Genomic DNA, 26,405 nt, shown 5'->3' with positions numbered 1-26,405 from the left:
TTAATTCGTATTAGTTAAGCATAAAATAGACTAGACAGTCTAGTTCCGCACAACTAGACTAACAAGTCTAGTTACATAAACTTAACTTTAAGCTTACAACGGAAGGATTCAAATGGATCGAGCAGCCCGACGTTCTTGGCGTGCATTTTACCTTTGCGTGATTGCCGTCACCGCCTTAACGGCCTGTCAAAAGGAAGTGACAGAGCATGCCAACGCCACGCAATTGCAAACCGTGACGACGGCGCCACTGCGCTTGTCGACTAGCTATCAGAGTGAGCAAGTATTCACTGGCACGATCCGCGCCGGCAATACCACGGGTGTCGGCTTCGAACTATCGGGTAAGCTGAGTGAGCTAACTGTCGATAGCGGCGCTAAGGTGACGCAAGGGCAAGTATTGGCCAAGCTCGATACCCGTTTGCTCGATGCAGAGCATCAGGAGATCCAAGCTAGCCTTGCGCAAACCCAAGCCGATGTTGACCTTGCCACCAGCACCCTCAACCGAAATCTTGAGCTTAAAAAATCGGGTTATGTCTCAGAGCAGTTACTCGACGAGAACCGTACACAACTGGCGAGTCTCGAAGCCGCCAAAAACCGATTATTGGCCTCACAGCGGGCAAACCAACTAAAACGCGATAAATCACAGCTACTTGCGCCCTTCGATGGCATTATCAGCCAGCGGCAACACAATCTAGGGGAAGTGGTCGCCGCAGGCAGCCCAGTGTTTACCTTAGTCGGCAGTGTGAATACCGAAGCCTATATCGGTGTCCCAGTCGCGGTCGCCCAGCAATTCGTCAATGGGCAGAATGTGACAGTGAGCGTGCATAATCAGCAATTTACCGCCAAGATTGCCGGGATCAGTGCCGAGGTAAACCCCATTAGTCGCACTCTTCAGCTGCGAATCAGCCTGCCGGAACATGCCAATGTGATCAACGGTGAAATCGCCTATTTGCATCAACAACAAACCGTCGAGCAAGCGGGCTATTGGGTGCCTGTATCGGCACTTATCGATGGGATCCGCGGCCGCTGGAATATCTATGTAACCTCGCCGCCTTCACATTCAACAACCGATAGCGTTTCAACTCAGATAGAGCGTCGCGATGTCGATATCCTCTACACCACTCAAGATATGGCCTACATTCAAGGCGCGATTAAGGCCGACGAACAGTATGTGACCCAAGGCTTACATAAGTTAGTGGTGGGTCAAGCCGTTTCTTCCATCGCGTCGACGAGGTAATCATGATTAAAGCCTTCGTCGAAAATGGTCGCTTAGTCAGCCTAGTGATCGCCCTACTGCTGGTCGCGGGATTTGGCGCTATGTCCAGTTTGCCACGCACCGAAGATCCACACATCACCAACCGATTTGCGTCTGTCATCACTCCTTATCCTGGCGCCTCAGCCGAGCGGGTCGAGGCGCTTGTCACCGAAGTATTAGAGAATCAATTACGTCGCCTTGAGGAAATTAAGCTTATTCAATCCACCTCAAGACCCGGTATTTCGGTGATCCAATTGGAGCTTAAAGATACCGTTACTGACACAGATCCTGTCTGGTCTAGGGCGCGGGATCTATTAGCCGATGCCAGAAACACCCTCCCCGATGGCATACAAACACCGACCTTAGACGATCAAGTCGGTTACGCTTACACCGCTATTTTAAGCCTAGTGTGGAACGATAGCAGTCAACCACGGGTGGATATGCTCAACCGCTACGCCAAGGAATTACAGAGCAGGCTCAGGCTCTTATCCGGCACCGACTTCGTTAAACTCTACGGCGCGCCCGAGGAGGAAATCCTGGTCCAGCTCGATGGCTATAAGATGAGCCAGTTGCAATTAACGCCGGGAACCATAGCGAAAATCTTAAGCAGCGCCGACAGTAAAATTGCCGCGGGCGAGATCAATAACAATCACTTTCGCGCCCTCGTCGAAGTCTCGGGTGAGCTCGATTCCCAAAGCCGTATTCGCCAAGTGCCACTCAAAGTGGATGCGCAGGGACAAATTATTCGTTTAGGGGATATAGCCCACATCAGCCGTCAACCTAAAACCCCCGCTGACAGCATCGCCCTAGTCGATGGCGAGCAGGGCGTGTTTGTTGCAGCGCGCATGCTCAACAATACCCGCGTCGATATCTGGCAAGGACAAGTCAAACACTTGGTCGATGAGTTCAATCAGGAGCTGCCAGCCAATATCAAAGTGCAATGGCTGTTTGAGCAAAACAGCTACACCAGCGAACGTCTCGGCGGATTAATCGTCAACCTATTACAAGGGTTTGTGATTATTCTGGCGGTCTTACTGCTGACCTTAGGCTTAAGAAACGCGATTATCGTTGCCCTGTCACTCCCCCTGACCGCCCTCTTCACCTTGGCCTGTATGAAATATATCGGCCTACCCATTCATCAAATGTCGGTCACAGGCCTAGTCGTCGCCCTTGGGATCATGGTGGACAATGCCATTGTGATCGTCGATGCCATCGCCCAGCGTCGCCAACAGGGGATGAGTCGCTTAAGCGCGGTAAGTGAAACCTTACATCACCTCTGGCTACCCTTAGCCGGGTCAACCATTACCACCATTTTAGCCTTCGCCCCTATCGTGCTGATGCCGGGTGCAGCGGGGGAATTTGTTGGTGGCATCGCCATGTCGGTGATGTTTGCCCTGCTGGGTTCCTATGTGATTTCCCATACTTTGATTGCGGGCCTTGCGGGACGCTTTAGCCTCGAAGGTAAACATCCTGTCTGGTACCAACATGGCATCAATGTGCCTTTAGTAAGTGGTTACTTTCAAGCAAGCCTAAGATTTGCGTTAAATCGCCCACTACTGAGCGCTACGTTTATCGGGATAATTCCCCTGCTAGGTTTTTATGCCTCCGGCAAAATGACTGAGCAGTTTTTCCCGCCGTCGGATCGGGATATGTTCCAAATTGAGCTGTATCTCGCGCCCCATGTCAGCCTCGAAAACACCTTAAACCAAGTACAGTTGATGGATAAGCAATTGCATCAAATCGAGGGCATCACTCAAGTCGATTGGGTTGTGGGTGGCAATACGCCTTCATTTTATTACAACTTAACTCAGCGCCAACAGGGAGCCACCAACTATGCTCAGGCCATGGTGAAAGCCAGTGACTTTGAGCGCGCTAACGCCCTCATCCCAGCGTTACAGCAAACCTTAGATAAGGCCTTTCCCGAAGCACAGGTGTTAGTGCGTAAACTTGAGCAAGGCCCGCCCTTTAATGCGCCGGTCGAGTTAATGATATTTGGCCCTAACCTTGAAACCTTACGCTCACTCGGCGATGAAGTGCGCAATATCTTAGCCGCCACGCCCGATGTGCTTCATACCCGCGCAACGTTGAGCGCCGGCGCTCCTAAGGTGTGGCTACAAGTGAACGAAGATGCGAGTTTGATCAGTGGATTAACCCTGACGGATATCGCCAGACAAGTTCAAATGGCGACGACGGGCGTTATCGGCGGCAGTGTACTCGAACAGACCGAGTCTTTGCCGATTCGAGTGCGTTTGGGCGACACCAGCCGCGAGCAAGCCAGTCGCCTCTCAGAAATTCAGCTAGTTACCCCCTCAGGCACAGCCGTGCCCTTATCTGCGCTGTCCCACAATGAGGTGCAAGTCAGTCGCGGGGCGATCCCTAGGCGTAATGGCCAACGCGTCAACACGATTGAAGCCTATATCGTCAGTGGTGTATTGCCCGCTCAAGTATTAAACGATGTGAAAGATAAAGTCGCGGCGATTTCGCTCCCAGCGGGTTATCGAATAGAAATCGGCGGCGAAAGCGCTAAACGCAATGAGGCGGTCGGCAATCTGCTCTCCAATCTGATTTTGGTCGTTACCCTGCTGCTGGCCACGGTCGTCTTGTCCTTTAACTCCTTTAGGCTTACAGCGATTATTTTACTGAGCGCATTACAGTCGGCGGGGCTTGGGTTGCTTGCGGTGTATGTGTTTGGTTATCCCTTTGGCTTTCCAGTCATCATCGCCCTACTCGGCCTAATGGGGCTTGCGATTAACGCGGCGATTGTGATTTTGGCCGAGCTGGAAGATACCGACAATGCCCGTGCGGGTGATAAAGAGGTGATCATCACCACGGTCAGCAGCTGCGGTCGTCATATCAGTTCGACCACTATCACCACGGTCGGCGGGTTTATTCCGCTTATTATTGCAGGTGGTGGCTTCTGGCCTCCCTTTGCCATCGCAATTGCCGGCGGGACGTTACTCACGACGTTACTGTCGCTCGTCTGGGTACCAACCATGTATCTGTTACTGATGAAAACGCGCAGTACGGCTCCGACACCGGCGTTATCGTCTCAAATCGCATCATGAACAAGGTATTGATATAACTTATCTTTAAGATGGAGTCGTTCTAATTTTAAGGCAACAAAGTGCTCATCATCGGTGGGCACTTTAGTTAATTCAAGGGCGCGGATTTTATGGTCTAGCTCATGGTAGCGCTCCGCCATAGTGGCAAAAATGGCATTACTCATTTTAAGCTTTTGAATATGTTCGACAAAATCTGGGAACTCATAAATCAATGCGTGATTTTCGCCTAGCATAGTGTCACTCCTTGTTTCTGGTATCAACTCAATCGCAGTAAACCATAGGGATACTTCCGTTTAGTCCCTCAACGCTCGCCTTACGCCACTCTTCCTACCACTCAAATGTATATTTCTATCGACTAAAGTAAAGACTGGTCTACACTGGTATCTGTGAGCGAACTATTTATAAATAATAGAAAATCTTAGACCCATATCAAGACCACGACGTAAAAGTTCGGTTACATTAGCGTTAACCTTTACCCTATAGGATCGTACAATGAACTATAAAAATTGGCCTATTGCGAAACAGATTGGTGCCCTCGCTTTTATCCTTACCCTGATCATTTTCTGCATACTGAGTACCCTCTCCTACAAATCCGCGTCAAACGTGCTCGAAGATAAAGGCATCAGTGCCATGAAAGCCGAGATGCACGCCGTCTCCGACATGCTTGAGCTGCAATACGATAGCTTGCTGCAACTAGCAAGACGCAATGCCGATGTCTTTAAGGAAATGTACCCTGGCCAATTTAGTCGCCCAGATAAAACCGTGAATGTGCTCGGCGTCAGCACACCTGCGTTACTACATGAAAAAGAACAAATTAACTCGTCAAAGAGTAAAGTTGACCGCTTTGCCAACCTCACAGGCGGAACCGCGACTGTGTTTGTGCGTGATGGAGATGACTTTGTCCGGATTGCGACCTCGTTAAAAAAGGCCGATGGTAGCCGTGCCCTAGGTACTTTCCTCGGTAAAACCCATCCCGGTTATCCAACGCTTATCAAAGGTGAAGTTTACGAAGGCTACGCCAAACTCTTCGGTAAAGACTACATGACAGTCTATCGCCCAATTAAGGATGCCCAAGGGCAAGTGATTGGGATCTTATATATCGGCTTTGAAATCACTCAATCCCTCACACAGTTACAAGCCGCGGTAAATAAAATCACCCTAGAAGAAACCGGTAGCTTCCTGCTGATGCGCAAAGCCGACAATGTGTTGGTCGCCAATCCCAAATTTAATGCGGGCGAGCCAGTAACTGAGTCCATGCTCGATGGATTAACCCTTAGCCAAGCCACACAGGATCAATCGGAGTTTCGCTACACCAACAGTAAAAACCAACCTATGTTTGCCTACACCCAAACGGTGAATGGGTGGAATTGGATGTTGATTGGCCAAGTGAATGCAAACGAATTAAATGAAGAGAGCCTACTGCTACTCACCATCAACGCCATAGTGGCGGTCACGGGTATTGTACTTATTACCGTACTGCTATCCTTTGTGCTAATCCGCTCACTCAAGCCTTTGCATGCGCTGCAGCGCCATATGGAAATCCTCGGGACGGGGGACTTTAGTCATCCACTTCCACCATCGGCCTACGATAGTCAAAACGAAGTCGACAAGATCACCACCAGCGTGTCGACCATGTCATCGGAATTGCGGCAATTAATCAGTGCACTGCAAGCCTCGGTGCAAAGCATTGAACAGCAAGCCTCTAAAGCACAGCGGATTGCTAAGCAAAACGGTGAAGAAGCCCAGGCATTGATGCAACAAACGGATCAAATCGCCACCGCGATTGAAGAAATGTCCACCTCCATCCGCGATGTCGCCAACCACGCTCAAGATGGCGCGAACCAGAGCCAGCAAGTGGATATCGCTGCCAAAGAAGGCCAACAGCAACAAACCCAAGTGGTACAGGATCTGTTGAAACTAAGCCAACAGCTCAGTAGTAGCCATCAGGCCGTCGAAAAAGTCAGCCAAGAGAGTGAAGCCATCAGTAAAGTCACCGAGGTGATTAACAGTATTGCCGAACAAACCAACCTGCTCGCACTCAACGCGGCCATTGAAGCGGCCCGCGCAGGAGAACAGGGCCGAGGCTTTGCCGTGGTCGCCGATGAGGTGCGAACCTTAGCCCAGCGGACACAATCTTCCATTTTGGAAATTTCGCAAACCATTGATAAGCTGCAATCTCAAGTGAAAACGACCACCAGCCAAATGGCGCAGAGCCACCAGCTGGGTATTGCATCGGCTAATCAAGGGGAAGAAACCGGCAAGCAGCTGGAGGAAATCACCCGCAGAATTGGCGAACTGGCGATTAGCTCACGCAATATTGCCTCGGCGACAGAGCAGCAAAGCAGCGTTGCCCAAGAGATCACCCATAATCTGCACCAGATAAGCGAACTGGCTAATGAAGGTGAGCACAGAGCGGCCGAAACAGTGAACTCGGCGAATGATCTATCCTCCCTCGCCGTCGCGCTTAAACAACAAATCTGCCAATTTAAAGCCTAAGTCAAACCATTGCTTTGTTAAGATGCCGCCCACTAGGGCGGTATTTTTTTACTTTTCTACTTAAGTTACATCTATTCAGTTAAGTCGACATTGCTAAATCCATGCAGCAAAACTGCAAGGTAAACCTCGCGAAACGCCTATCACGTTATTACTTCTTGCAACCTGCTGGCTTTGGCTTTGGCTTTGGCTTTGGCTTTGGCTTTGGCTTTGGCTTTGGCTTTGGCTTTGGCTTTGGCTTTGGCTTTGGCTTTGGCTTTGGCTTTGGCTTTGGCTTTGGCAATTGAGCATAAGCTTTCAGATAAACTTGAACTAACGCTTTAATAAGCTGTGAGGCATATCGATGCAGCGCAGCAAAATCAAATTGAGCCGTGTTTCTTATGTAAACACGTAGCTAACGTCTTTCTTCTTGCTTCCTGATTGTTGCTTGTTATGGCACAACATATTTCAGCAAATCAAGCCACCTTAGCGAATCCCTTAAGCTTAATCACGTGGTAATAAAAAACCCCGCTGTTGCGGGGTTTTAAAGGGTTCAGCTATAGGAGGTTAGCTATTACTCAGCGTCATCGCTTGAGCGGTCCATGTTCTCCGTGTTTTCAAGCCACAGGGCGTTGATCACACCAAAAGAACAGGCTAACAAAACCCCTAATATCCACGTGAAATACCACATAGTAGATGCTCCTTAATTCTAATAGAGTGAGGCTTTGTTATCTTCAATATGTTTGCGGTTTAAGCGGCCAAACATCTTGAAGTAAGTCCATACAGTGTAACTTAACACGATTGGAACGAAGATAATCGCCGCCCAAGTCATCACAGTTAATGTCATTTCACTCGCAGTCGCATCCCACATGGTTAAGCTCACGTTAGGATCTAATGAAGATGGCATAACGAATGGGAACATTGCTGCACCACAAGTTAAGATCACCATAGCCACAGTCAGCGAGCTAAATAAGAACGCAAAACCTGAACGATTTAAGCGGCTCACTAGGATAACCAGCAGTGGTAATGCCACACCTAATACTGGGAACAGCATAGTAATAGGATACTTATCGTAGTTGGCTAACCAAGCGCCAGACTCAACCGCAACGGTTTTCAGCGTTGGGTTAGACAGTGCATGGTGGTCAAGGGTTGAAGTGATAACATAACCATCAATACCATTAGCTAACCACACACCCGCAGCGGCAAATAATACTGCCACTAACAGTGCACATAGCTGAGTCGCATTCGCGGCACGTACACGCAGCTCACCGTCGGTCTTCATTTGTAACCAAGCAGCGCCTTGCATCATAAACATGCTCACGCTCACTAAGCCCGCCAGTAAACCGAATGGATTCAACAGGCCAAATAAACCACCGTGATAAGTCGCACGCAGGAACTCATCGAAATTAAATGGCACACCTTGGAGTAAGTTACCGAAGGCCACACCGATGATCAGCGGTGGAATAAAGCCACCACAGAACAACGCCCAGTCCCACGACTTACGCCATTTTGGATTTTCAATCTTAGAGCGATAGTCAAATCCTACAGGACGAGTGTACAAGGCAAACAGCACTAACATCATGGCCACATAGAAGCCAGAGAAAGACACTGCATACACCATAGGCCATGCCGCAAACAAGGCACCACCTGCGGTGATTAACCATACTTGGTTACCGTCCCAATGGGGAGCAATGGTGTTGACCATAATACGGCGCTCGGTATCGTCTTTACCGATAATCGGTAAAAGTGCACCCACGCCCATGTCAAAACCGTCAGTGACCGCAAATCCGATGAACAGTACGCCGATCAGAGCCCACCAGATAACTCTCAATATTTCATAATCAAACATAATGAAATCCTCTGCTTAGGCTTCTAGTTTCTCGAAGTGATAACGACCAGTCTTTAAACTGCTAGGGCCAAGACGGGCAAACTTAAGCATCAAGAATATCTCGATCACCAGCAGCACAGTGTAGAACAGTGAAATCGAAATAATACTGAACCACAGATCCCCAGTCGTTAAACTCGAAGCAGACATAAAGGTCGGCAGCACCTCAGAGATGGTCCAAGGTTGACGGCCATATTCAGCCACAAACCAACCACACTCAATAGCAATCCAAGGTAATGGCAAGCTAAAGAGTGCTGCTTTAAGTACCCATTTCTTCTCTTCGATCTGATGACGTGTGCTTTGCCAGAAGGCCGCCGCGAACACAAACAACATCACAAAGCCTAAGCCAACCATCACACGGAAGCTCCAGAAAATCGGTGCCACATTCGGGATAGAATCCTTCGCTGCCGCTTTGATTTGCTCTTCAGTCGCATCTACAACATTGTCGGTGTAACGCTTCAGCAGTAAGCCGTAACCTAAGTCAACTTTCGCCGCTTCGAACGCTTCACGTAACTCTGGAGACTTATCACCAGCGCGCAGTTTCACCAGCATCTCGTAAGCTTTCATCCCGTTGCGGATACGTACTTCGTGTTCAGCCACTAGGTCACGTAGACCTGTCACTTCTTCATCTAAAGAACGTGTTGCCACGATACCCATAGCGTAAGGGATCTTAACCGCGAAATCGGTGTGCATGGTTTCTTGATTTGGGAAACCAACTGCAGTAAAGGCTGCAGGAGCAGGCTCTGTATGCCACTCAGCTTCAATTGCCGCTAACTTAACGCGCTGCGCTTCACCCACTTTATAGCCTGATTCGTCACCCAGAACGATAACAGACAGGATAGACGCCATACCAAAGCTGGCTGCAATTGCAAATGAACGACGTGCAAAAGGTAAGTCACGTTTCTTCAGAATGTAGTAAGAGCTGATCGCTAATACGAACATTGCGCCAGTCACATAGCCAGAAGCCACAGTGTGAACAAACTTCACCTGTGCAACAGGGTTGAAGATAACATCAGCAAAGCTGGTCATTTCCATACGCATGGTTTCGTAATTGAACACGCTACCCACAGGGTTTTGCATCCAACCGTTTGCCACCAGAATCCACAATGCGGAGAAGTTGGAACCAAAGGCTACCAACCAGGTTGTCGCTAAGTGTTGACGCTTAGAGAAACGATCCCAACCGAAGAAGAACATACCCACGAAGGTCGATTCTAAGAAGAACGCCATTAATCCTTCAATGGCCAGTGGTGCACCAAAGATGTCACCCACATAGTGCGAATAATAAGACCAGTTAGTACCAAACTGGAATTCCATCGCTAAACCCGTTGAAACACCCAAGGCAAAGTTGATACCAAACAACTTACCCCAGAACTTAGTCATATCTTTATAAATTTGTTTATCAGTCATCACATAGAGTGATTCCATGATAGCCAGCAAAAATGCCAACCCCAAGGTTAAGGGAACAAACAGGAAGTGATACATGGCTGTCAGCGCAAACTGCAACCGTGATAGCTCAACAACCTCTTCAACAATCATCGGTGACTCCTTACGTGGTGCGTCCAATTGCTACGACTACTTGAGCCATTCGTAGCAAGTGCCTTTGTAGGATAGTGAGTTTTCATTTTGTGTTTATAGCTGAATTCAGTATAAACCGTTAAATTTCATCTTTTTCATTACATCGAAGCAGCAAGGCTTAAAAATCCCCTTTTCCCTCGCATACTGAGACCCTAGTCACACTATCGCTCGGCTTTGAGACTTTCACCTCACCACCCAATCCTACAAATGATCCCATCGATATAAATATCAGATAGTTAAGATATTTAATCGCTTTCATTTGTGAGTATTTTATACCACCCGCCTTTGATTCAAATCAATCAAACTCAGGGCTTTAGATGGGTTTTGCAACGGGGCACACACTTCACTTTTACCCACTATTGACAGAGTCATAATTATGGGGTAGAGAACATACTAAACTGAATTAAAAAGTTAGTTTTTACCAACTTGAGCAAAAATCCAATGGATAAGCAGTAAAAATCACTAAAAACAAATTTAAAACAATATTTACACTAATAAAACACCATCTACTTCATCATCAATAAAATAATTAAACCATTAAAAATAAACATTTTTAATATAGTTAAATATAAAATCAGAATAATTTAAAACTTAAATGAATTAGTTTTACTAATGATAAAATGTATTTTTTCTCGTTTGAGAATACGGCTTAAGCTGGTTAATATATCTCCTGTGTTAAGGAGACGGTTTGATGTGACTGGTGAAGCGCCCCAGGCAAGCCCAACTCCGCGCACATAGGTCTAACTTTGGTGTGGAGAAAGAGATATGACAAACTTATTTGAACGTCTGGTTAACAGCTATAAGCGTGTTTTTGTTGAACTTTATACAGCTCGTGAGCTGTAATCGTTCACCGCTTACTCTGAAATAATACTGATTTGATTTGAAGTTTTGTTAGCGCAAAACGAGCCCCCTTCTCGATGAGTTGGGGGCTTTTTGCTTTTATGTCTCGAGAATACGGGCAAGTACAGTGACTAAATTAAAGCAAGTCAGTTTTGTTTCACTTGTGTGAACTACTTATTAAGGGGTATTTAGTCTTTAAGATTGATATTATTGAACTTCATTTTATTAGGTTTAACAAATATAAGACTAAGATCTTAAAATACCTTATCTTTTTTAAAGATGCGTTTTATATATAAAAAAGGAGCGAAAAATTTCGCTCCTTTTTTTGCTCACTTAAGTCGTGGTTTTCTCAATAAAAACCTTAGCCTAAGTTAACTCGCGCATTGCGGAACATACGCATCCATGGGCTGTCTTCACCCCAGTTATCTGGGTGCCAAGAGTTTGCAACCGTTCTAAATACACGCTCAGGGTGTGGCATCATCAGTGTCACACGGCCATCGGTAGTACAGATACCGGTTAAACCGTTTGGCGAACCGTTCGGGTTTTGTGGGTATTGGGTGGCAATTTCACCTTTACCATTCACAAAACGCAGCGCGATAGTGCCAGAAGCCTCAGCTAAGGCCAACGCCTGCGCACTAGCAAACTCTGCATGTCCTTCGCCGTGGGACACGGCGATAGGCATACGTGAACCCGCCATACCTTGGAAGAACAGTGATGGACTTTGTTGCACTTCAACTAAGCTGAAACGCGCTTCGAAACGTTCAGAGCGGTTACGCACGAAACGTGGCCAGTGCTCGCTACCAGGGATGATTTCCTTCAGGTTAGACAGCATTTGGCAACCGTTACACACACCGAGGGCAAAGCTTGAGTCGCGCTCGAAGAAGCGTGAGAACTCATCGCGAGCACGGGCGTTGAACAGGATAGACTTAGCCCAACCTTCACCCGCACCTAATACGTCACCGTAAGAGAAGCCACCACAGGCCACCAGACCTTGGAACTCTTCGAGGCTAATGCGGCCTGACAGAATGTCAGACATATGCACGTCACGGCTCTCAAAACCTGCGCGGTCAAACGCGGCCGCCATTTCCACATGGGAGTTAACGCCTTGCTCACGCAAAATAGCCATCTTAGGTGCAGCACCTTTGAGGATGTACGGCGCAGCAACGTCTTCACTTGGATCGAAGCTTAAGTTAACCGTTAAACCTAAGTCGGTTTCATCCTGCTTGAGCTTAAACTCTTCTAATGCACAGGCTGGGTTATCACGCAGCGCTTGCATACGGTAAGTGGTTTCAGACCATAAGGTACGCAGTGCAACACGTGTCTCGCTGAACACTTCACGCGCACCATCTTTAATGGTTACGCGTTGGTCATTCGCCAGAGTACCAATCATGTGGCAAGGTACGCCTGCTTGGGCGAATTGCGCAGCGATAAGCTCGGCATCAGCGCGGCTCACTTGCAGTACGCCACCGAGTTCTTCATTGAATAGACGTTCAACGTCAGTACCTTGCAGTGCACTTAAGTCGATAGCAAGACCCGTGTTACCGGCAAAGGCCATTTCCACTAACGTCGTGAATAAACCACCGTCACTGCGGTCGTGGTATGCAATAACCGACTTCTTCGCCACCAGCTTTTGCATGGTTTCGAAGAAACCACGTAACAGAGCTGCGTCGTCTAAGTCTGGCGCGATATCGCCTAACTCACCGTAAACCTGTGCCAAACAAGAACCGCCTAAACGATTTTTGCCAGCGCCTAAGTCGACTAATAACAGCGAGGTTTCGCCTTTATCACTGCGAAGCTCAGGCGTTACCGTGTTACGGATATCCTGCACCACACCGAAGGCAGAAATGACCAGCGACATTGGTGCCGTCACGGTTTTGTTCGCGCCGTCTTGCTGCCATGCGGTTTTCATCGACATGGAGTCTTTACCGACAGGAATGGTCAGGCTCAGTTCTGGACACAGCTCTTCACCCACGGCCTTAACCGCTTCATAAAGACCCGCATCTTCACCAGGGTGACCCGCGGCAGACATCCAGTTAGCCGACAGTTTGATACGTTTGAACGAACCAATATCCGCACCCGCGATGTTCATAATCGATTCGGCCACCGCCATACGGGCAGAGGCGCCAAAATCGAGCAGAGCCAGCGGCGTACGTTCACCCATAGACATGGCTTCACCGGCATAGGTATCAAAGCTTGCCGCCGTTACCGCGCAATCAGCCACGGGGACTTGCCATGGGCCAACCATTTGGTCACGGTTCACTAAGCCCGTTACCGTACGGTCACCAATGGTGATCAGGAAGGTTTTGTCCGCCACGGTTGGCAGGCTAAGAATGCGTTTAACCGCTTCTTTCACATCGATGTTGCTTTGCTCAAGTGCAGGTGAAACTGCCTTAGCGGATACCACATTACGGCTCATCTTAGGTGCTTTACCTAATAACACCTCGAGTGGTAAATCGATAGGATTGTTATCGAAATGGCTGTCAGCTAGGGTTAAATGCTGCTCTTGCGTTGCCTCGCCCACTACCGCAAACGGTGCGCGCTCACGCTCACAAATCGCCGTAAATAAAGGCAGATCTTCGGCAGCAACCGAAAGCACATAACGCTCCTGCGATTCGTTACACCAGATCTCCAGCGGGCTCATGCCCGGCTCGTCCGATGGCACGTTGCGCAGATTGAAGATACCACCACGGCCGCCATCGTTAACTAACTCAGGGAAAGCGTTAGATAAACCACCCGCGCCCACGTCGTGGATAAATTGGATTGGGTTTTTATCGCCTAATTGCCAGCAGCGGTCGATCACTTCTTGACAGCGGCGTTCCATTTCTGGGTTTTCACGCTGAACCGACGCAAAGTCTAAATCTTCGCTCGATTGACCCGACGCCATAGAAGAGGCTGCGCCGCCGCCCAGACCGATGTTCATCGCAGGGCCACCGAGTACGATCAGCTTAGCACCCACGGTGATTTCGCCTTTTTGTACGTGCTCTTCGCGGATGTTACCTAAACCACCGGCTAACATGATGGGCTTGTGATAACCACGGACTTCTACGCCGTTGTGGCTAGAGACTTCTTGCTCATAGGTACGGAAGTAACCTAACAGGGCTGGACGACCAAACTCGTTGTTAAACGCCGCGCCGCCAAGTGGGCCTTCGGTCATGATGTCCAGCGCACTGACGATACGATCAGGCTTACCGTAGCTACCTTCCCATGGTTGTACAAAACCTGGGATTTTTAAATTCGATACGCTAAAGCCAGTTAAACCCGCTTTAGGTTTAGAGCCACGACCGGTTGCACCTTCGTCGCGGATCTCACCACCTGAACCCGTCGCCGCACCTGGATATGGGCTAATTGCCGTAGGATGGTTGTGGGTTTCCACTTTCATCAGTACGTGCATTGGTTCAGTGTGATAGCTGTAAACACCGTTTGGATCGGGGAAGAAACGTCCCGCAACCGAACCTTCCATCACTGCGGCGTTATCTTTATAGGCAGATAACACGTGGTCTGGTGTGGTTTCAAAGGTGTTTTTAATCATTTTGAACAGAGACTTAGGCTGCGCCTGCCCATCAATTGTCCAATCTGCGTTAAAAATCTTGTGACGGCAGTGCTCAGAGTTAGCCTGAGCAAACATCATCAGTTCAATATCGTTTGGATTGCGGTTCAAACGCACAAAGTTTTCGACTAGATAATCGATTTCATCTTCGGCGAGCGCCAGACCCATTTCGACGTTGGCCACTTCAAGTGCACGGCGACCTTCAGCCAATACGTTCACACTCTTGAAAGGCGCAGGTTCAGTGCGCTTAAACAGCACATCGGCCTTAGCAAAATCGTCCAGAACCACTTCAACCATACGGTCGTGCAATAACCCTTTGAGGGTTTGTTGCTGCTCGACAGTCAAAGTGTCTGACTCCACATAATAGGCAACACCACGCTCTAAGCGCTTCACTTTACCTAAACCACAATTGTGGGCGATATCAGTGGCTTTAGAAGACCATGGGGAAATTGTGCCGGGGCGGGGAGTAACAAACAGGAGTGAACCTTGGGGGGTATGGGCTTCGATAGCTGGTCCATAGGTGAGAATTTTTTCAAGTTGCTCACGCTCATTGGTCTCAAGCAACTCGCTCAAATCCGCTAAATGAACATACTCAGCATAGATTTGGCGTACCGGAAGCGCAGCGTTTACGCAGGCCTCCATTAGCTTTTGCACTCTAAACGTCGAGAGTGCTGGGGCTCCGCGGATGATCTCCATCACGTCAATTCACCTTATATTTATAATTGCAGGGGTCAGAGATGGCGCTATTATAAGGAAATGTCTGTCACAAATCACCTGTGACCTTACGTAAAACAGTGTTTCCTATTAAGATAAAAAGCGGCCCTTTCCCCTCCTTCGTATTCCATGCGGTACGATTTTTTTACGTAATTGGCGACAAACGGATATAATCACAGCAATGTCAGCCCGTTTATCCTTGTTACCTCACTGACCTTCTACTGTTCATCATTTTGATTTTATTTAATAAAGTGTGTTTAATGACTCGATTTCTGTTCGCGATTATCTTAGGTTTCTTACTGACGGCGTGTCAGCAAGTGACCGTGGAAGAAACAGAATATGTCCCCCATAAACTCACCGAATTAAGGGTCGGCACCCTTTATGGCCCGCAAATTTATATGACCTCGGGCCAAGGCAACAGCGGCTTCGATTACGATATGGCGGTGCTGTTTGCCGAGTATCTCGATGTGCCCTTAAAAATGGTGCCCTACACAAATCGCGCCGAACTCTATGAAGCATTGAAAAAAAACGAGATTGATATCATTGCCGCGGGGATGACAGAAACCCCTGCGCGGCGTGAACAATTCCGTTTAGGCCCACCGCTGTATCGCGTCAATCAAGTACTGGTTTACCGTGAAGGCATGCCAACACCCAAAGACATCACAGATTTAAAAGGCAAAATTACCGTCATTGCCGACTCTTCTTTTGTGGAAACCTTGACGCAATTACAGAAGCGCCATCCGACGCTGGTGTGGGATCAAGTCACAGATAAAGACTGCGAAGAGCTGCTAGCGATGATCGCCAACAAGGAAATCGACTACACCATCGCCGACTCGAGCAGCGTGCAGATTAACCGCCGTTATTTACCAGATCTGCGTTCAGGACTCGTGCTAGAAGAAAAGCTTGATGTGGTTTGGTTACTGCCACCCACTCAGAGTGACGGCTTGATGAGTCAGTTATTGGCGTTTTGGCACCAAGAAAAACTCGCCGGTACACTCGATCACTTAAACGAAAAGTACTTTGGTCACGTTAAGCGTTTCGACTATATCGATACCCGCGCCTTCCTACGCGCCATCGAAACCGTATTACCCCGTTATCGTCAGCTTTTCGAAACCCACGCAGGTGACTTAGATTGGCGTAAATTAGCCGCGACCAGTTATCAAGAATCCCATTGGAATCCTAATGCCCGCTCGCCGACAGGGGTGCGCGGCATGATGATGCTCACGCAGCCGACCGCCAAAGAAATTGGCATTACGAACCGCCTCGATGCGGAAGAGAGTATTCGCGGCGGCGCCGCTTATTTACGGGATATGATAAACCGTCTGCCCGAGTCTATCCCCGAGAGTCAACGTATGTGGTTTGCGCTGGCCTCTTACAATATCGGTTATGCCCATGTGGAAGATGCCCGTAAACTCGCCGAGTCCATGGAGCTGAATCCCAACGCCTGGCGGGATCTTAAAAAGGTATTGCCACTGCTGCAAAAGCGTAAATATTACCAAAAGACCCGCTATGGCTATGCCCGTGGTAGCGAAGCCGTGCATTACGTCGACAGCATTCGCCGCTATTACGACACCTTAGTCTGGGTCGATAATCAATCTAAACAACAAAATAGCGATGAGGAAGAGCCGAGCGACCTCGCCTCGGAAGATGGCCCAGCGCCAGTGCCCGGCACCCTCAGCCCAGATAAACCGAAATAGCCCTAACCGCTTCCCCCTCAATAACTTGACTTACGCCGCAGCCTTGCTTTTTTACGGCCATCAAACCACGATTTTAATCTTCGATTAAGCCAACACAGGCTAAAGTGAGCTCGCTTTGGGCTAAAAACGCTGCTTTATAGAGCAGATGCATCGAGGGGGATTGCCGCCTGAGATCTCTGCTGATACTGTCATAGTGACAGGTCAATATAATCATCATTGCGCGTTAACCCACAGCCGTTAACCAAAGCAAAATAGCCTTAACCTAGACAATAACAAGATTGAAAACGGGGTCTATATGAGAAGAAAAACCATCAATAACAGCGCATCACGCCGTCGCACCACACTGAAAATTCGCCATCGCCGGGTGCTGAATCGACACAAACTGTTTTTTACGTTTCTCCAAGCCCAAGACTAACGCTTAAGCGAGTCCCAAAACACCTTAGGATAGCGTCCCCTGCTGCGCCTTTTGAGCCTGTTTTAAAGCCTTCTTTTCCTCCCTGCGACGCTTAAAAAAGCGGCTCAGTTGGTCAGCACAGTCCTGCGCTAACACCCCAGACGCCACCTCAACTTGATGATTAAAGGCTGGATGCTGCAAGAGGTTAAGCACGGTTCCTGCGGCGCCCGTCTTCTCATCCCTTGCCCCAAATACCACGCGGGCAATCCGGCTATGCACCATAGCTCCGGCGCACATCGCACAAGGCTCAAGAGTAACGTAAAGAGTGGTATCGAGGAGTCGATAGTTTTCGATCGTCTGCCCCGCCGCTCGCAAACACTGAATTTCAGCATGGGCACAAGGGTCGTGCTCACTGATAGACAAGTTGTACCCGGTGGCAATTTGCTGACCCTCTTTGACTAAAACCGCCCCCACTGGTACTTCACCCGCCGCCTCGGCCTTTTCCGCCATGCCCATCGCAACACGCATCCAATGTTCATCGACTCGAGCTTGTTCAATATCCGCTTGATTGAGACTAGCTTGATTGAGATAAGTTGGCTCGCCAATTAGCACATTACCACTAGCTTCATCACAACCAAGTTCATCAGAGCCAAGTTCATCCGAGCTAAGCGTCTTCGCATGCAGGATTTTGAGGTTAAGTTTTGTCTGCTCCACTTAAGGATTCTCTTTAATCAACAATGTGGGCAATTATACCCATAACCAATAAAAAAGGCGCACTTGGCGCCTTTTCGTTAATGCATCATGTCATCAAGACAGGGGATTATTCCCACTCGATAGTTGCAGGTGGCTTACCTGAAATATCGTAAACCACGCGGGAAATGCCATCGACTTCGTTAATGATGCGGTTTGATACGCGGCCTAAGAAATCGTATGGCAAGTGCGCCCAGTGAGCGGTCATAAAGTCGATGGTTTCAACGGCGCGCAGTGACACCACCCAATCGTATTTACGGCCATCGCCCATCACACCGACAGAGCGAACGGGTAAGAACACGGTAAAGGCTTGGCTGACTTTATTATAAAGATCAGCTTTGTGCAGCTCTTCGATGAAAATCGCATCGGCGCGGCGCAGCAAATCACAGTATTCTTTCTTCACTTCGCCCAGTACACGCACGCCTAAACCTGGGCCTGGGAACGGGTGGCGGTAAAGCATGTTGTATGGCAGACCTAGCTCAAGACCAATCTTACGCACTTCGTCTTTAAAGAGTTCGCGTAGTGGCTCAACCAGACCTAACTCCATATCGTCTGGCAGACCGCCAACGTTATGGTGCGACTTAATCACATGGGCTTTACCTGTGGCGCTGCCAGCGGATTCAATCACGTCTGGGTAGATGGTGCCTTGGGCTAACCATTTAGCGTTAACGCATTTCTTGGCTTCTTCGTCGAAGATTTCAACGAATACACGGCCGATGATTTTACGTTTCGCTTCTGGATCGGCTTCGCCTTTCAGCGCGTCAAGGAAGCGGTTTTCCGCATCGACGTGAACAATGTTCAGACCAAAATGGTCACCAAACATTTCCATGACTTGCTTCGCTTCGTTTAAACGCAGTAAGCCGTTATCAACAAATACGCAGGTCAGTTTTTTGCCAATTGCGCGGTGCAGCAGCATGGCCACTACCGATGAATCCACACCACCAGACAGACCTAAAATCACTTCATCGTCGCCTACTTGCTTTTTCAAGCGTTCGATAGCGTCTTCGATGATTGAAGAAGGTTTCCAGTTGGCCGCACAGCCGCAGATATCTAAGGCAAAGTGCGACAGCATACGCATGCCTTGGCGGGTATGGGTTACTTCAGGGTGGAACTGCACGCCGTAGAAACGTTTTTCCTCACAAGACATGGCCGCAAATGGGCAAGTGTCCGTTTTAGCAACAGCCACAAAACCTTCTGGGATAGCCGAAACTTTATCGCCATGGCTCATCCACACATCGAGCAGAGATTTGCCATCGGCACTGACTGCGTCTTCGATATCTTTAAACAGGGCCGATTGCGCTAACATTTCGATTTGAGCGTAGCCGAATTCGCCTTCGCCCACGCCTTGAATCACTTTACCGCCCAGCTGCTCCGACATGGTTTGCATGCCGTAGCAGATCCCTAGAACGGGGACGCCAGCATTGAACACATATTCAGGTGCGCGGGGAGAGTTGTCGGCAGTCACACTTTCTGGGCCGCCAGCGAGGATAATCCCGTTAGGGGCAAACTCACGGATTTGGGCTTCGGTCACATCCCACGCCCATAACTCACAGTAAACACCAATTTCACGGATACGACGGGCAATTAGCTGGGTGTACTGAGATCCAAAGTCGAGGATCAGTATCTTATGCTCATGAATATCGCTCATGGATAACCTTTATCTCATCTATTGTTTTAACTTAGCTCAAGACTACGAGGTTCAATCTTGAGGGCATACAAATCTTAATAACGGGGCGGCTTATCGCCGCCCCGTTATCACACACGTTTACGCACCTGAACGGTAGTTTGGCGCTTCTTTAGTGATAGTCACATCGTGAACGTGGGACTCGCCCATGCCCGCAGACGTTACTTTCACAAACTGCGCTTTTTCGTTCAGTTCTTGGATCGTCGCACAGCCTGTTAAGCCCATGCATGAGCGCAGACCGCCCATATGTTGATGGATGATTTCCTTAAGCTTGCCTTTGTAAGGTACACGGCCTTCGATGCCTTCTGGCACTAGCTTGTCGGCAGCATTGTCAGATTGGAAATAACGGTCAGAAGAACCTTGAGACATGGCGCCTAAAGAACCCATACCGCGGTATGACTTATAGGCACGGCCTTGGTAGAGTTCGGTTTCGCCCGGCGCTTCGTCGGTACCCGCAAACATTGAACCCGCCATGATGCATGATGCACCTGCGGCTAAGGCTTTGGCTAAGTCACCGGAGAAACGTACACCGCCGTCGGCGATAACAGGGATCCCTAAACCTTTTACGGCTTCGGCAGCGTCAGATACTGCGGTAATTTGTGGCACGCCCACACCTGTCACGATACGAGTGGTACAGATAGAGCCAGGGCCAATACCCACTTTAACCGCGTTAACGCCGGCTTCAACTAGGGCTAATGCGCCTTCAGCTGTTGCCACGTTACCACCGATGATTTGCAGTTCTGGGTATTTAGCGCGGGTTTCACGGATACGTTGCAACACGCCTTCAGAGTGGCCGTGAGAAGAATCGATCAGCAGCACATCAACACCGGCTTTAACCAGCGCATCGACACGCTCTTCGTTACCCGCACCAGCACCTACGGCGGCGCCCACACGTAAACGACCTAATTCGTCTTTACAGGCATTCGGCTTACGCTCAGCTTTTTCGAAGTCTTTTACTGTGATTAAGCCTTTCAGCTTGAAGTTATCGTCGACAACTAACACTTTTTCGATACGGTTTGAGTGCATTAATTTTTGCACTTCATCTAACTTAGTGCCTTCCGCAACAGTGACTAAACGCGCTTTTGGCGTCATCACTTCTTCTACGGTTTTGCTCCAGTCAGTCACGAAACGTACGTCACGGCCAGTGATGATACCCACCAATTCATTGGCTTCGTTTACCACAGGGTAACCCGCAAAACCATTCTTCGCGGTCAGCACTTTAAGATCCGCCAGCGTAGTTGAAGGCGTTACCGTCACAGGTTGTTGCACCACACCCGCTTCGTAAATTTTTACTTTACGAACTTCTTCGGCCTGCTTTTCTATGCTCATGTTTTTATGAATAAAACCTAAGCCACCCTCCTGTGCCATTGCGATAGCAAGACGCGCTTCGGTCACAGTGTCCATAGCGGCAGACACAAGCGGAATATTCAATTCAATGGTATTGGTCAGGCGAGTTTTAAGGATGGCGGTGTTTGGGAGTACAGTCGAATGCGCAGGAACAAGTAACACATCGTCAAAGGTTAGCGCTTCTTTAATTAAACGTAGCATAGGCAACATCTCCCCAGTTGAGTAGGATTTTAGAGGTGAAATATTGCGGCGGGATTATACCTTGCATCTGGGGAGCGGTAAATGGAAAATAGTGAAAAAATCCCATTTGCACGAGAAAACACATGCAAGTCCCTAAAAATAATATTTATACCGTCTCACGCCTCAATGGTGAAGTCAGGCAAATTCTCGAGGGACAACTGGGAAAAGTCTGGCTAAATGGTGAAATTTCCAACTTTTCAGCCCCCAGTTCGGGCCATTGGTATTTAACCCTTAAGGATCATTATTCACAAATTCGCTGCGCTATGTTTAAGGGGCGCAATCAAAGCGTGAGCTTTAAACCAGTGAATGGTCAACAGGTACTGGTGAAAGGCGCCATCAGCGTGTACGAGCCTAGGGGCGACTATCAATTATTGATTGAATCTATGCTCCCCGCAGGGGATGGCTTACTGGCGCAACAATTTGAAGCGCTCAAAATGAAGCTCGCGGCGCAGGGATTATTTGCTGCCGACACTAAACGTCAATTACCGAAAAATATTCAACGTATTGGGGTCATCACTTCCCCCACGGGCGCGGCGATCCGCGATGTGTTGCATGTGCTTGCCCGCCGCGACCCTTCTATCGAAGTGATTATTTATCCCACTCAGGTACAAGGTGAGAGCGCGGATCTCAATATCTGCCAAGCCATCAATATCGCCAACCAACGGCTCGAGGTCGATGTATTACTGCTCACCCGCGGCGGCGGCTCACTCGAAGATTTATGGTGTTTTAATAGTGAAGCGCTCGCCCATACTATTTACAACAGCGCCCTACCCGTTGTCAGTGCCGTAGGCCATGAAGTCGACACCACCATCAGTGACTATGTGGCCGACGTTCGCGCCCCGACGCCCTCTGCGGGCGCAGAGCTACTGTCTCAGGATAGCGACAATAAGAGCCAACGCTTAGCCACAGTACTCTCGCGCCTCAAACAGAGCGCGAGCCACTATCAACTCAAGCAGGAAAGACGTTTAAGTTTGCTCGAACACAGACTGCAACGCTTAGATCCTAAGCGCACCTTGCAACAATTTGAGCAGCGTTTCGATGAAATGCAATTAAGACTCGAAGCCGCGTTGTCTAACAAATTGCACGGCTTAAGTCGCCGTCAGCAGCAACTGGCAAATCGCCTCGAGCAGCAGTCGCCAAAGCACAAACTTGCTCTCGAGACCAATCGATTGAGCTATTTAGCGACGCGCTTACAAGACGCTATGCAGGATAGCCTCAACCAAAGCGAGCAGCGGATCAAATACGCCGCCCATCAATTGGAAACGGTCAGTCCATTAGCCACCTTGAGCCGGGGTTACAGCATCACCACAGATGCAAATCATCAAGTCATAGACAATGCCGCCCAGCTGAGTGTTGGCGATAGGATAAACACTCGCCTACTCAATGGGCAGGTGCAGTCGACCGTAACGCAAATAACCGATGAAAGCTAAGACTCAATAGCCTTAAGACTCAACGTCTAAGCCCATAACCATAAAGCATTTTATCGATACAAGACTTATGATTGCGGCCTAAAATGCGCCAACAAAAAAGGAACCCTAGGGTTCCTTTTTTTATGTTCCGCTTAAGCCAATAGCGCAGATTTACTTTGTCTTGCGATCTTTAATATGGCTCAGGGCGCGCTTACGGCGACGCTCTTGGCTCATAGTCAGCTTTTCGACCTTGTTTTCAAACGGGTTATCACCCTCTTGGAAACGTAGCTGAATTGGCGTACCGACCACTTTCAATGAACGACGGAAGTAGTTCATCATGTAGCGCTTGTAAGAATCCGGTAGCTTGCTGACTTGGTTACCGTGAATTACCACGATTGGCGGGTTATAACCACCAGCGTGGGCGTATTTCAGTTTCACACGGCGACCGTTCACCAATGGCGGCTGATGGTCATCCTGCGACATTTGCATAATGCGGGTCAGCATAGAGGTGCTCACGCGGCGAGTCGCACTGTCGTAAGCTTCTTCAATCGACTCAAACAGATGGCCAACGCCCGTACCATGTAGCGCCGAAATAAAGTGAATGCGAGCAAAGTCGATAAAGCCTAAGCGGCGGTCGAGTTCACTCTTAACCCGGTCTTTAATGCCCTGATCGATACCGTCCCACTTGTTGACGGCGATGACTAAGGCGCGGCCCGCGTTCAAGGCAAAACCTAATAGACCTAAATCCTGCTCGGCAATCCCTTCACGGGCATCAATGATCAACAGCACAACGTTGGCATCTTCTACCGCTTTTAGGGTTTTGATCACCGAGAATTTTTCAATCACCTCATGGACTTTACTGCGGCGACGCACACCAGCTGTATCGATAATCACGTATTCGCGGCCATCGCGTTCCATCGGAATGTAAATACTGTCGCGGGTAGTGCCCGGCTCGTCGTAAACCACCACACGCTCTTCACCTAAGATACGGTTAGTCAGCGTCGATTTACCTACGTTAGGCTTACCGATAATCGCAAGCTTAATCGGTAAATCCTGCAGACGCTTCTGCTCGGCTTCGGCTTCTTCTTCGGTGTACTGACGCTCGTCAACTTCTTCCTCTTCGCCTTGGCGTTCAATCCCCATCGCTTCGGCATAAGGGGTTAAGGCGTACTCAATCATGTTGGTCACGCCGCGACCTTGGGCAGCAGCCATTTGATAGACTTCACCTAAACCTAACGACCAAAACTCGGCGCAGGCAGAATCGGCATCGATACCGTCAATCTTGTTAGCCACCACGAAAGTGGTTTTTTGGCGGCTACGTAAATGCTGAGCGATAGATAAATCTGCGGCGGTTAAGCCCGCGCGCGCATCGGTCATAAATAAGACAACATCGGCTTCTTCGATAGCGGCAAGGGACTGCTCGGCCATCTTAGTTTCGATCCCCTCTTCGGTGCCGTCGATACCGCCGGTATCCACCACGATAAACTCATAGCCGGATAGGAATGCTCGACCATATTTACGGTCACGTGTTAGGCCAGGAAAGTCAGCAACCAGCGCATCACGCGTACGCGTAAGGCGGTTAAATAAAGTGGATTTACCGACGTTCGGCCGACCAACAAGGGCCACTACAGGGATCATGATTTTGCCTCTAAAAAACTTTTCAATAAAAAGCCCCCGGAACACACTTCCAGGGGCTCTACAAGGATAACACTTTTAACTAAGGAAGTGTTACAACAGCTAACTTTCCGCTGCGACCTTGCACGTAGATTTTATCATCCACCACTAATGGCTGGCTGAATAATCCAGAGCTGTCCACTTGGATACGACCGACAATACTGCCTGTGCTGCGGTCGATAAAGTGCAGATAACCTTCAAAATCGCCCACAACCAGATAGTCGCGATATACGGCTGGTGACGTGAGTGTACGGTTCGCCAGCTCAGAGTTGCTCCACAATTCTAGGCCGTTACGTCTGTCCACAGAGTAGATACGGCTGTGATCATCGACTAGGAATAAGCTTAAACCGGCAGACGCTAGTTCATTGAAGCTTGAGTACTTACGCGTCCAAATCACACGCCCGGTACGCAGTTCCATCGACACCAAGTTACCGTTGTAGCTCACCGCATAAAGGTTGTCACCTAAGATCAGCGGCGTCATATCCACATCGGCCATACGAGTAAACTCATTGCCGCCAGTTGGATTATAAATCGCTTGTTCCCATGCAGCTTGACCGTTGTTTTTCACCACAACGGCGACTTTGCCATCGGCGGTCCCGATAAAGAAACCACCCGCCTCATAGGCCGCAGAACCTGTGCCACGTAAGGTCAGATTAGGCAACTGCATCTCATAGGCCCACAGCTTAGCGCCCGTATCGACGTTAAAGGCTTCGAGCGCGCCAGAGCTCGTGCTCACCACCACCACATCGTCAGCAACGGTTGGCTTAGAGAGTAACTCGCCCCCAGCCACGACATGCCACAGCACTTGACCATCTTCGGCATTCAGCGCGGCCAATAGACCACTCTCACCACCGACAAAGATTTTATTGCGCGCGGCAGTAACACCTGCAGCTAAGCGTGCGCCCTTATTTTTGGCTAAGGCATTATCACGAAACTCTTCACTAAAATCTTTTTTCCAAACGCGCTCACCCGTGGCTTCATCAAAGGCCACGACTTCGCCGTAACGGTCGGCTGCAAAAATTTTACCGTAACGAACTGCAGGAGTGAGGCGAGAGTAATAATCACCTACACCATCACCTACAGAGGCGCTCCAACTTACTTCAGGAAACACTGTCGCCTGAATCGCAGTTAACTCACTTACCGGTTCTTCTTCTACATCGCTAGAAGAACAGGCGGATAACATGGCTAGGCTTAACCCAGCGGCTAGCAGGTTCTTGCACCAAGACTTCATCAAGGGATCCCTTATGCTTGATTTAGGTTATCAAGTTTGATTTTAAGTGCAGGGCTGGTCACAACACCGCCATTGTCCATTGCCGCTTGGTAAGCGGTTTTCGCTTTATCCGCTTCGCCTTGGCGTACAAAGAAATCGCCTTTGAGTTCTTCACGTTGTGCTAAGAAAGCTTTATCCGTCACTTGATCTAAGGTCGCCAGCGCAGTGCCGATTTGGCCTTGCTCTGCTTGAATGCGTGCTAAACGCAGTGTTGCCACTGTATCTAATCCAGCACCAGGCTTAGCGGCAATCACTTTCTTCAGTGCTTCTTCGGCCTTAGCAAAATCTTTCGCTTCAACCGCGGTTTTCGCAACGATCAGATCCAGCAGTGCTTGATAGCCCTTTTGGTCGTGATTTTTGGAAAACTCAGCAACGCCAGCCAGCATGGCCGCTTCGTCACTTGATTTGGTGGTTAAGGTTTGGAAAGCCTGTGATGCTTCTTCGGCCTTCACGATTTTCATGTCGGAGTAATAGTTCCAACCGTACAGGCCGCCTAAACCAACGACCGCCCCGATAACAATCGAGGTTCCATAATCTTTCCAGAACTGCTTGATAGCATCAACTTGTTGTTCTTCTGTGCTATAAATTTCCAC

General features: G+C 49.0%; 17 protein-coding genes. 6 read left to right on the top strand and 11 right to left on the bottom strand.

The window, feature by feature from the left end; translation table 11 throughout:
• Positions 1-112: 112 nt before the first annotated feature.
• Complete coding sequence (locus CBX96_RS08265) at positions 113-1,234, top strand: efflux RND transporter periplasmic adaptor subunit (RefSeq protein WP_109286352.1); 1,122 nt, start codon at positions 113-115, stop codon at positions 1,232-1,234.
• Between the two features lie 2 nt (positions 1,235-1,236).
• Positions 1,237-4,317 (top strand): efflux RND transporter permease subunit, encoded by a 3,081-nt coding sequence (locus CBX96_RS08260; protein ID WP_109286351.1) that lies wholly within the window; start codon positions 1,237-1,239, stop codon positions 4,315-4,317.
• Here the strand turns inward: CBX96_RS08260 and CBX96_RS08255 are convergent.
• Positions 4,302-4,547, bottom strand: coding sequence for a YdcH family protein (locus tag CBX96_RS08255; RefSeq protein WP_109286350.1), 246 nt, complete (start codon positions 4,545-4,547; stop codon positions 4,302-4,304). The two genes, CBX96_RS08260 and CBX96_RS08255, sit on opposite strands and share 16 nt — an antisense overlap.
• 259 nt (positions 4,548-4,806) lie before the next feature.
• On the opposite strand from CBX96_RS08255, the gene CBX96_RS08250 reads away from it, so the two are divergent.
• Positions 4,807-6,810: a methyl-accepting chemotaxis protein gene (locus CBX96_RS08250; protein WP_109286349.1), complete on the top strand. Its 2,004-nt coding sequence runs from the start codon at positions 4,807-4,809 to the stop codon at positions 6,808-6,810.
• 101 nt (positions 6,811-6,911) lie between these two features.
• Positions 6,912-7,094 (top strand): hypothetical protein, encoded by a 183-nt coding sequence (locus tag CBX96_RS08245; protein WP_109286348.1) that lies wholly within the window; start codon positions 6,912-6,914, stop codon positions 7,092-7,094.
• 266 nt (positions 7,095-7,360) lie between these two features.
• On the opposite strand, the gene cydX is transcribed toward CBX96_RS08245, so the two are convergent.
• From cydX to purL, 4 genes are all read right to left on the bottom strand, one after another.
• Positions 7,361-7,477 carry a cytochrome bd-I oxidase subunit CydX gene (cydX, locus tag CBX96_RS08240; RefSeq protein ID WP_011622029.1) on the bottom strand — a complete coding sequence of 39 codons (117 nt, stop codon included), beginning with the start codon at positions 7,475-7,477 and terminating at the stop codon, positions 7,361-7,363.
• Between the two features lie 18 nt (positions 7,478-7,495).
• The gene (gene cydB, locus CBX96_RS08235) at positions 7,496-8,635 is read right to left on the bottom strand and encodes a cytochrome d ubiquinol oxidase subunit II (RefSeq protein WP_011622028.1); all 1,140 of its coding nucleotides are present in this window, start codon (positions 8,633-8,635) and stop codon (positions 7,496-7,498) included.
• Between the two features lie 15 nt (positions 8,636-8,650).
• Complete coding sequence (locus CBX96_RS08230) at positions 8,651-10,207, bottom strand: cytochrome ubiquinol oxidase subunit I (protein WP_109286347.1); 1,557 nt, start codon at positions 10,205-10,207, stop codon at positions 8,651-8,653.
• 1,240 nt (positions 10,208-11,447) lie between these two features.
• Positions 11,448-15,329 carry a phosphoribosylformylglycinamidine synthase gene (purL, locus tag CBX96_RS08225; RefSeq protein WP_109286346.1) on the bottom strand — a complete coding sequence of 1,294 codons (3,882 nt, stop codon included), beginning with the start codon at positions 15,327-15,329 and terminating at the stop codon, positions 11,448-11,450.
• Positions 15,330-15,607: 278 nt separating this feature from the next.
• On the opposite strand from purL, the gene mltF reads away from it, so the two are divergent.
• Complete coding sequence (gene mltF, locus CBX96_RS08220) at positions 15,608-17,044, top strand: membrane-bound lytic murein transglycosylase MltF (protein WP_109286345.1); 1,437 nt, start codon at positions 15,608-15,610, stop codon at positions 17,042-17,044.
• A 439-nt stretch (positions 17,045-17,483) separates the two neighbouring features.
• On the opposite strand, the gene tadA is transcribed toward mltF, so the two are convergent.
• The 3 genes from tadA to guaB all read right to left on the bottom strand — a co-directional run bounded on the left by tadA (position 17,484) and on the right by guaB (position 21,420).
• Positions 17,484-17,996 (bottom strand): tRNA adenosine(34) deaminase TadA, encoded by a 513-nt coding sequence (gene tadA, locus CBX96_RS08215; RefSeq protein ID WP_258294365.1) that lies wholly within the window; start codon positions 17,994-17,996, stop codon positions 17,484-17,486.
• 262 nt (positions 17,997-18,258) lie between these two features.
• Positions 18,259-19,836, bottom strand: coding sequence for a glutamine-hydrolyzing GMP synthase (guaA, locus tag CBX96_RS08210; protein WP_109286343.1), 1,578 nt, complete (start codon positions 19,834-19,836; stop codon positions 18,259-18,261).
• Positions 19,837-19,953: 117 nt separating this feature from the next.
• The gene (gene guaB, locus CBX96_RS08205) at positions 19,954-21,420 is read right to left on the bottom strand and encodes an IMP dehydrogenase (protein ID WP_011716317.1); all 1,467 of its coding nucleotides are present in this window, start codon (positions 21,418-21,420) and stop codon (positions 19,954-19,956) included.
• 122 nt (positions 21,421-21,542) lie between these two features.
• Here guaB and xseA point away from each other — a divergent pair, with 122 nt between their 5' ends.
• Positions 21,543-22,889, top strand: a complete 1,347-nt coding sequence (gene xseA, locus CBX96_RS08200) for an exodeoxyribonuclease VII large subunit (RefSeq protein WP_109286342.1) — start codon at positions 21,543-21,545, stop codon at positions 22,887-22,889.
• Positions 22,890-23,039: 150 nt separating this feature from the next.
• Here xseA and der read toward each other — a convergent pair whose 3' ends face one another.
• The 3 genes from der to CBX96_RS08185 all read right to left on the bottom strand — a co-directional run bounded on the left by der (position 23,040) and on the right by CBX96_RS08185 (position 26,405).
• Positions 23,040-24,506: a ribosome biogenesis GTPase Der gene (gene der, locus CBX96_RS08195; protein ID WP_011622020.1), complete on the bottom strand. Its 1,467-nt coding sequence runs from the start codon at positions 24,504-24,506 to the stop codon at positions 23,040-23,042.
• Positions 24,507-24,585: 79 nt separating this feature from the next.
• The gene (gene bamB / locus CBX96_RS08190; protein WP_086904454.1) at positions 24,586-25,773 is read right to left on the bottom strand and encodes an outer membrane protein assembly factor BamB; all 1,188 of its coding nucleotides are present in this window, start codon (positions 25,771-25,773) and stop codon (positions 24,586-24,588) included.
• An 11-nt stretch (positions 25,774-25,784) separates the two neighbouring features.
• Positions 25,785-26,405, bottom strand: a complete 621-nt coding sequence (locus CBX96_RS08185) for a tetratricopeptide repeat protein (RefSeq protein WP_011716314.1) — start codon at positions 26,403-26,405, stop codon at positions 25,785-25,787.

The sequence above is a fragment of the Shewanella sp. BC20 genome (assembly GCF_003129585.1).
GTDB classification, from domain to species: domain Bacteria; phylum Pseudomonadota; class Gammaproteobacteria; order Enterobacterales; family Shewanellaceae; genus Shewanella; species Shewanella seohaensis.
Note: the sequence above shows the minus strand (reverse complement) of the source record. Positions and strands in the feature narration are given on the sequence as shown.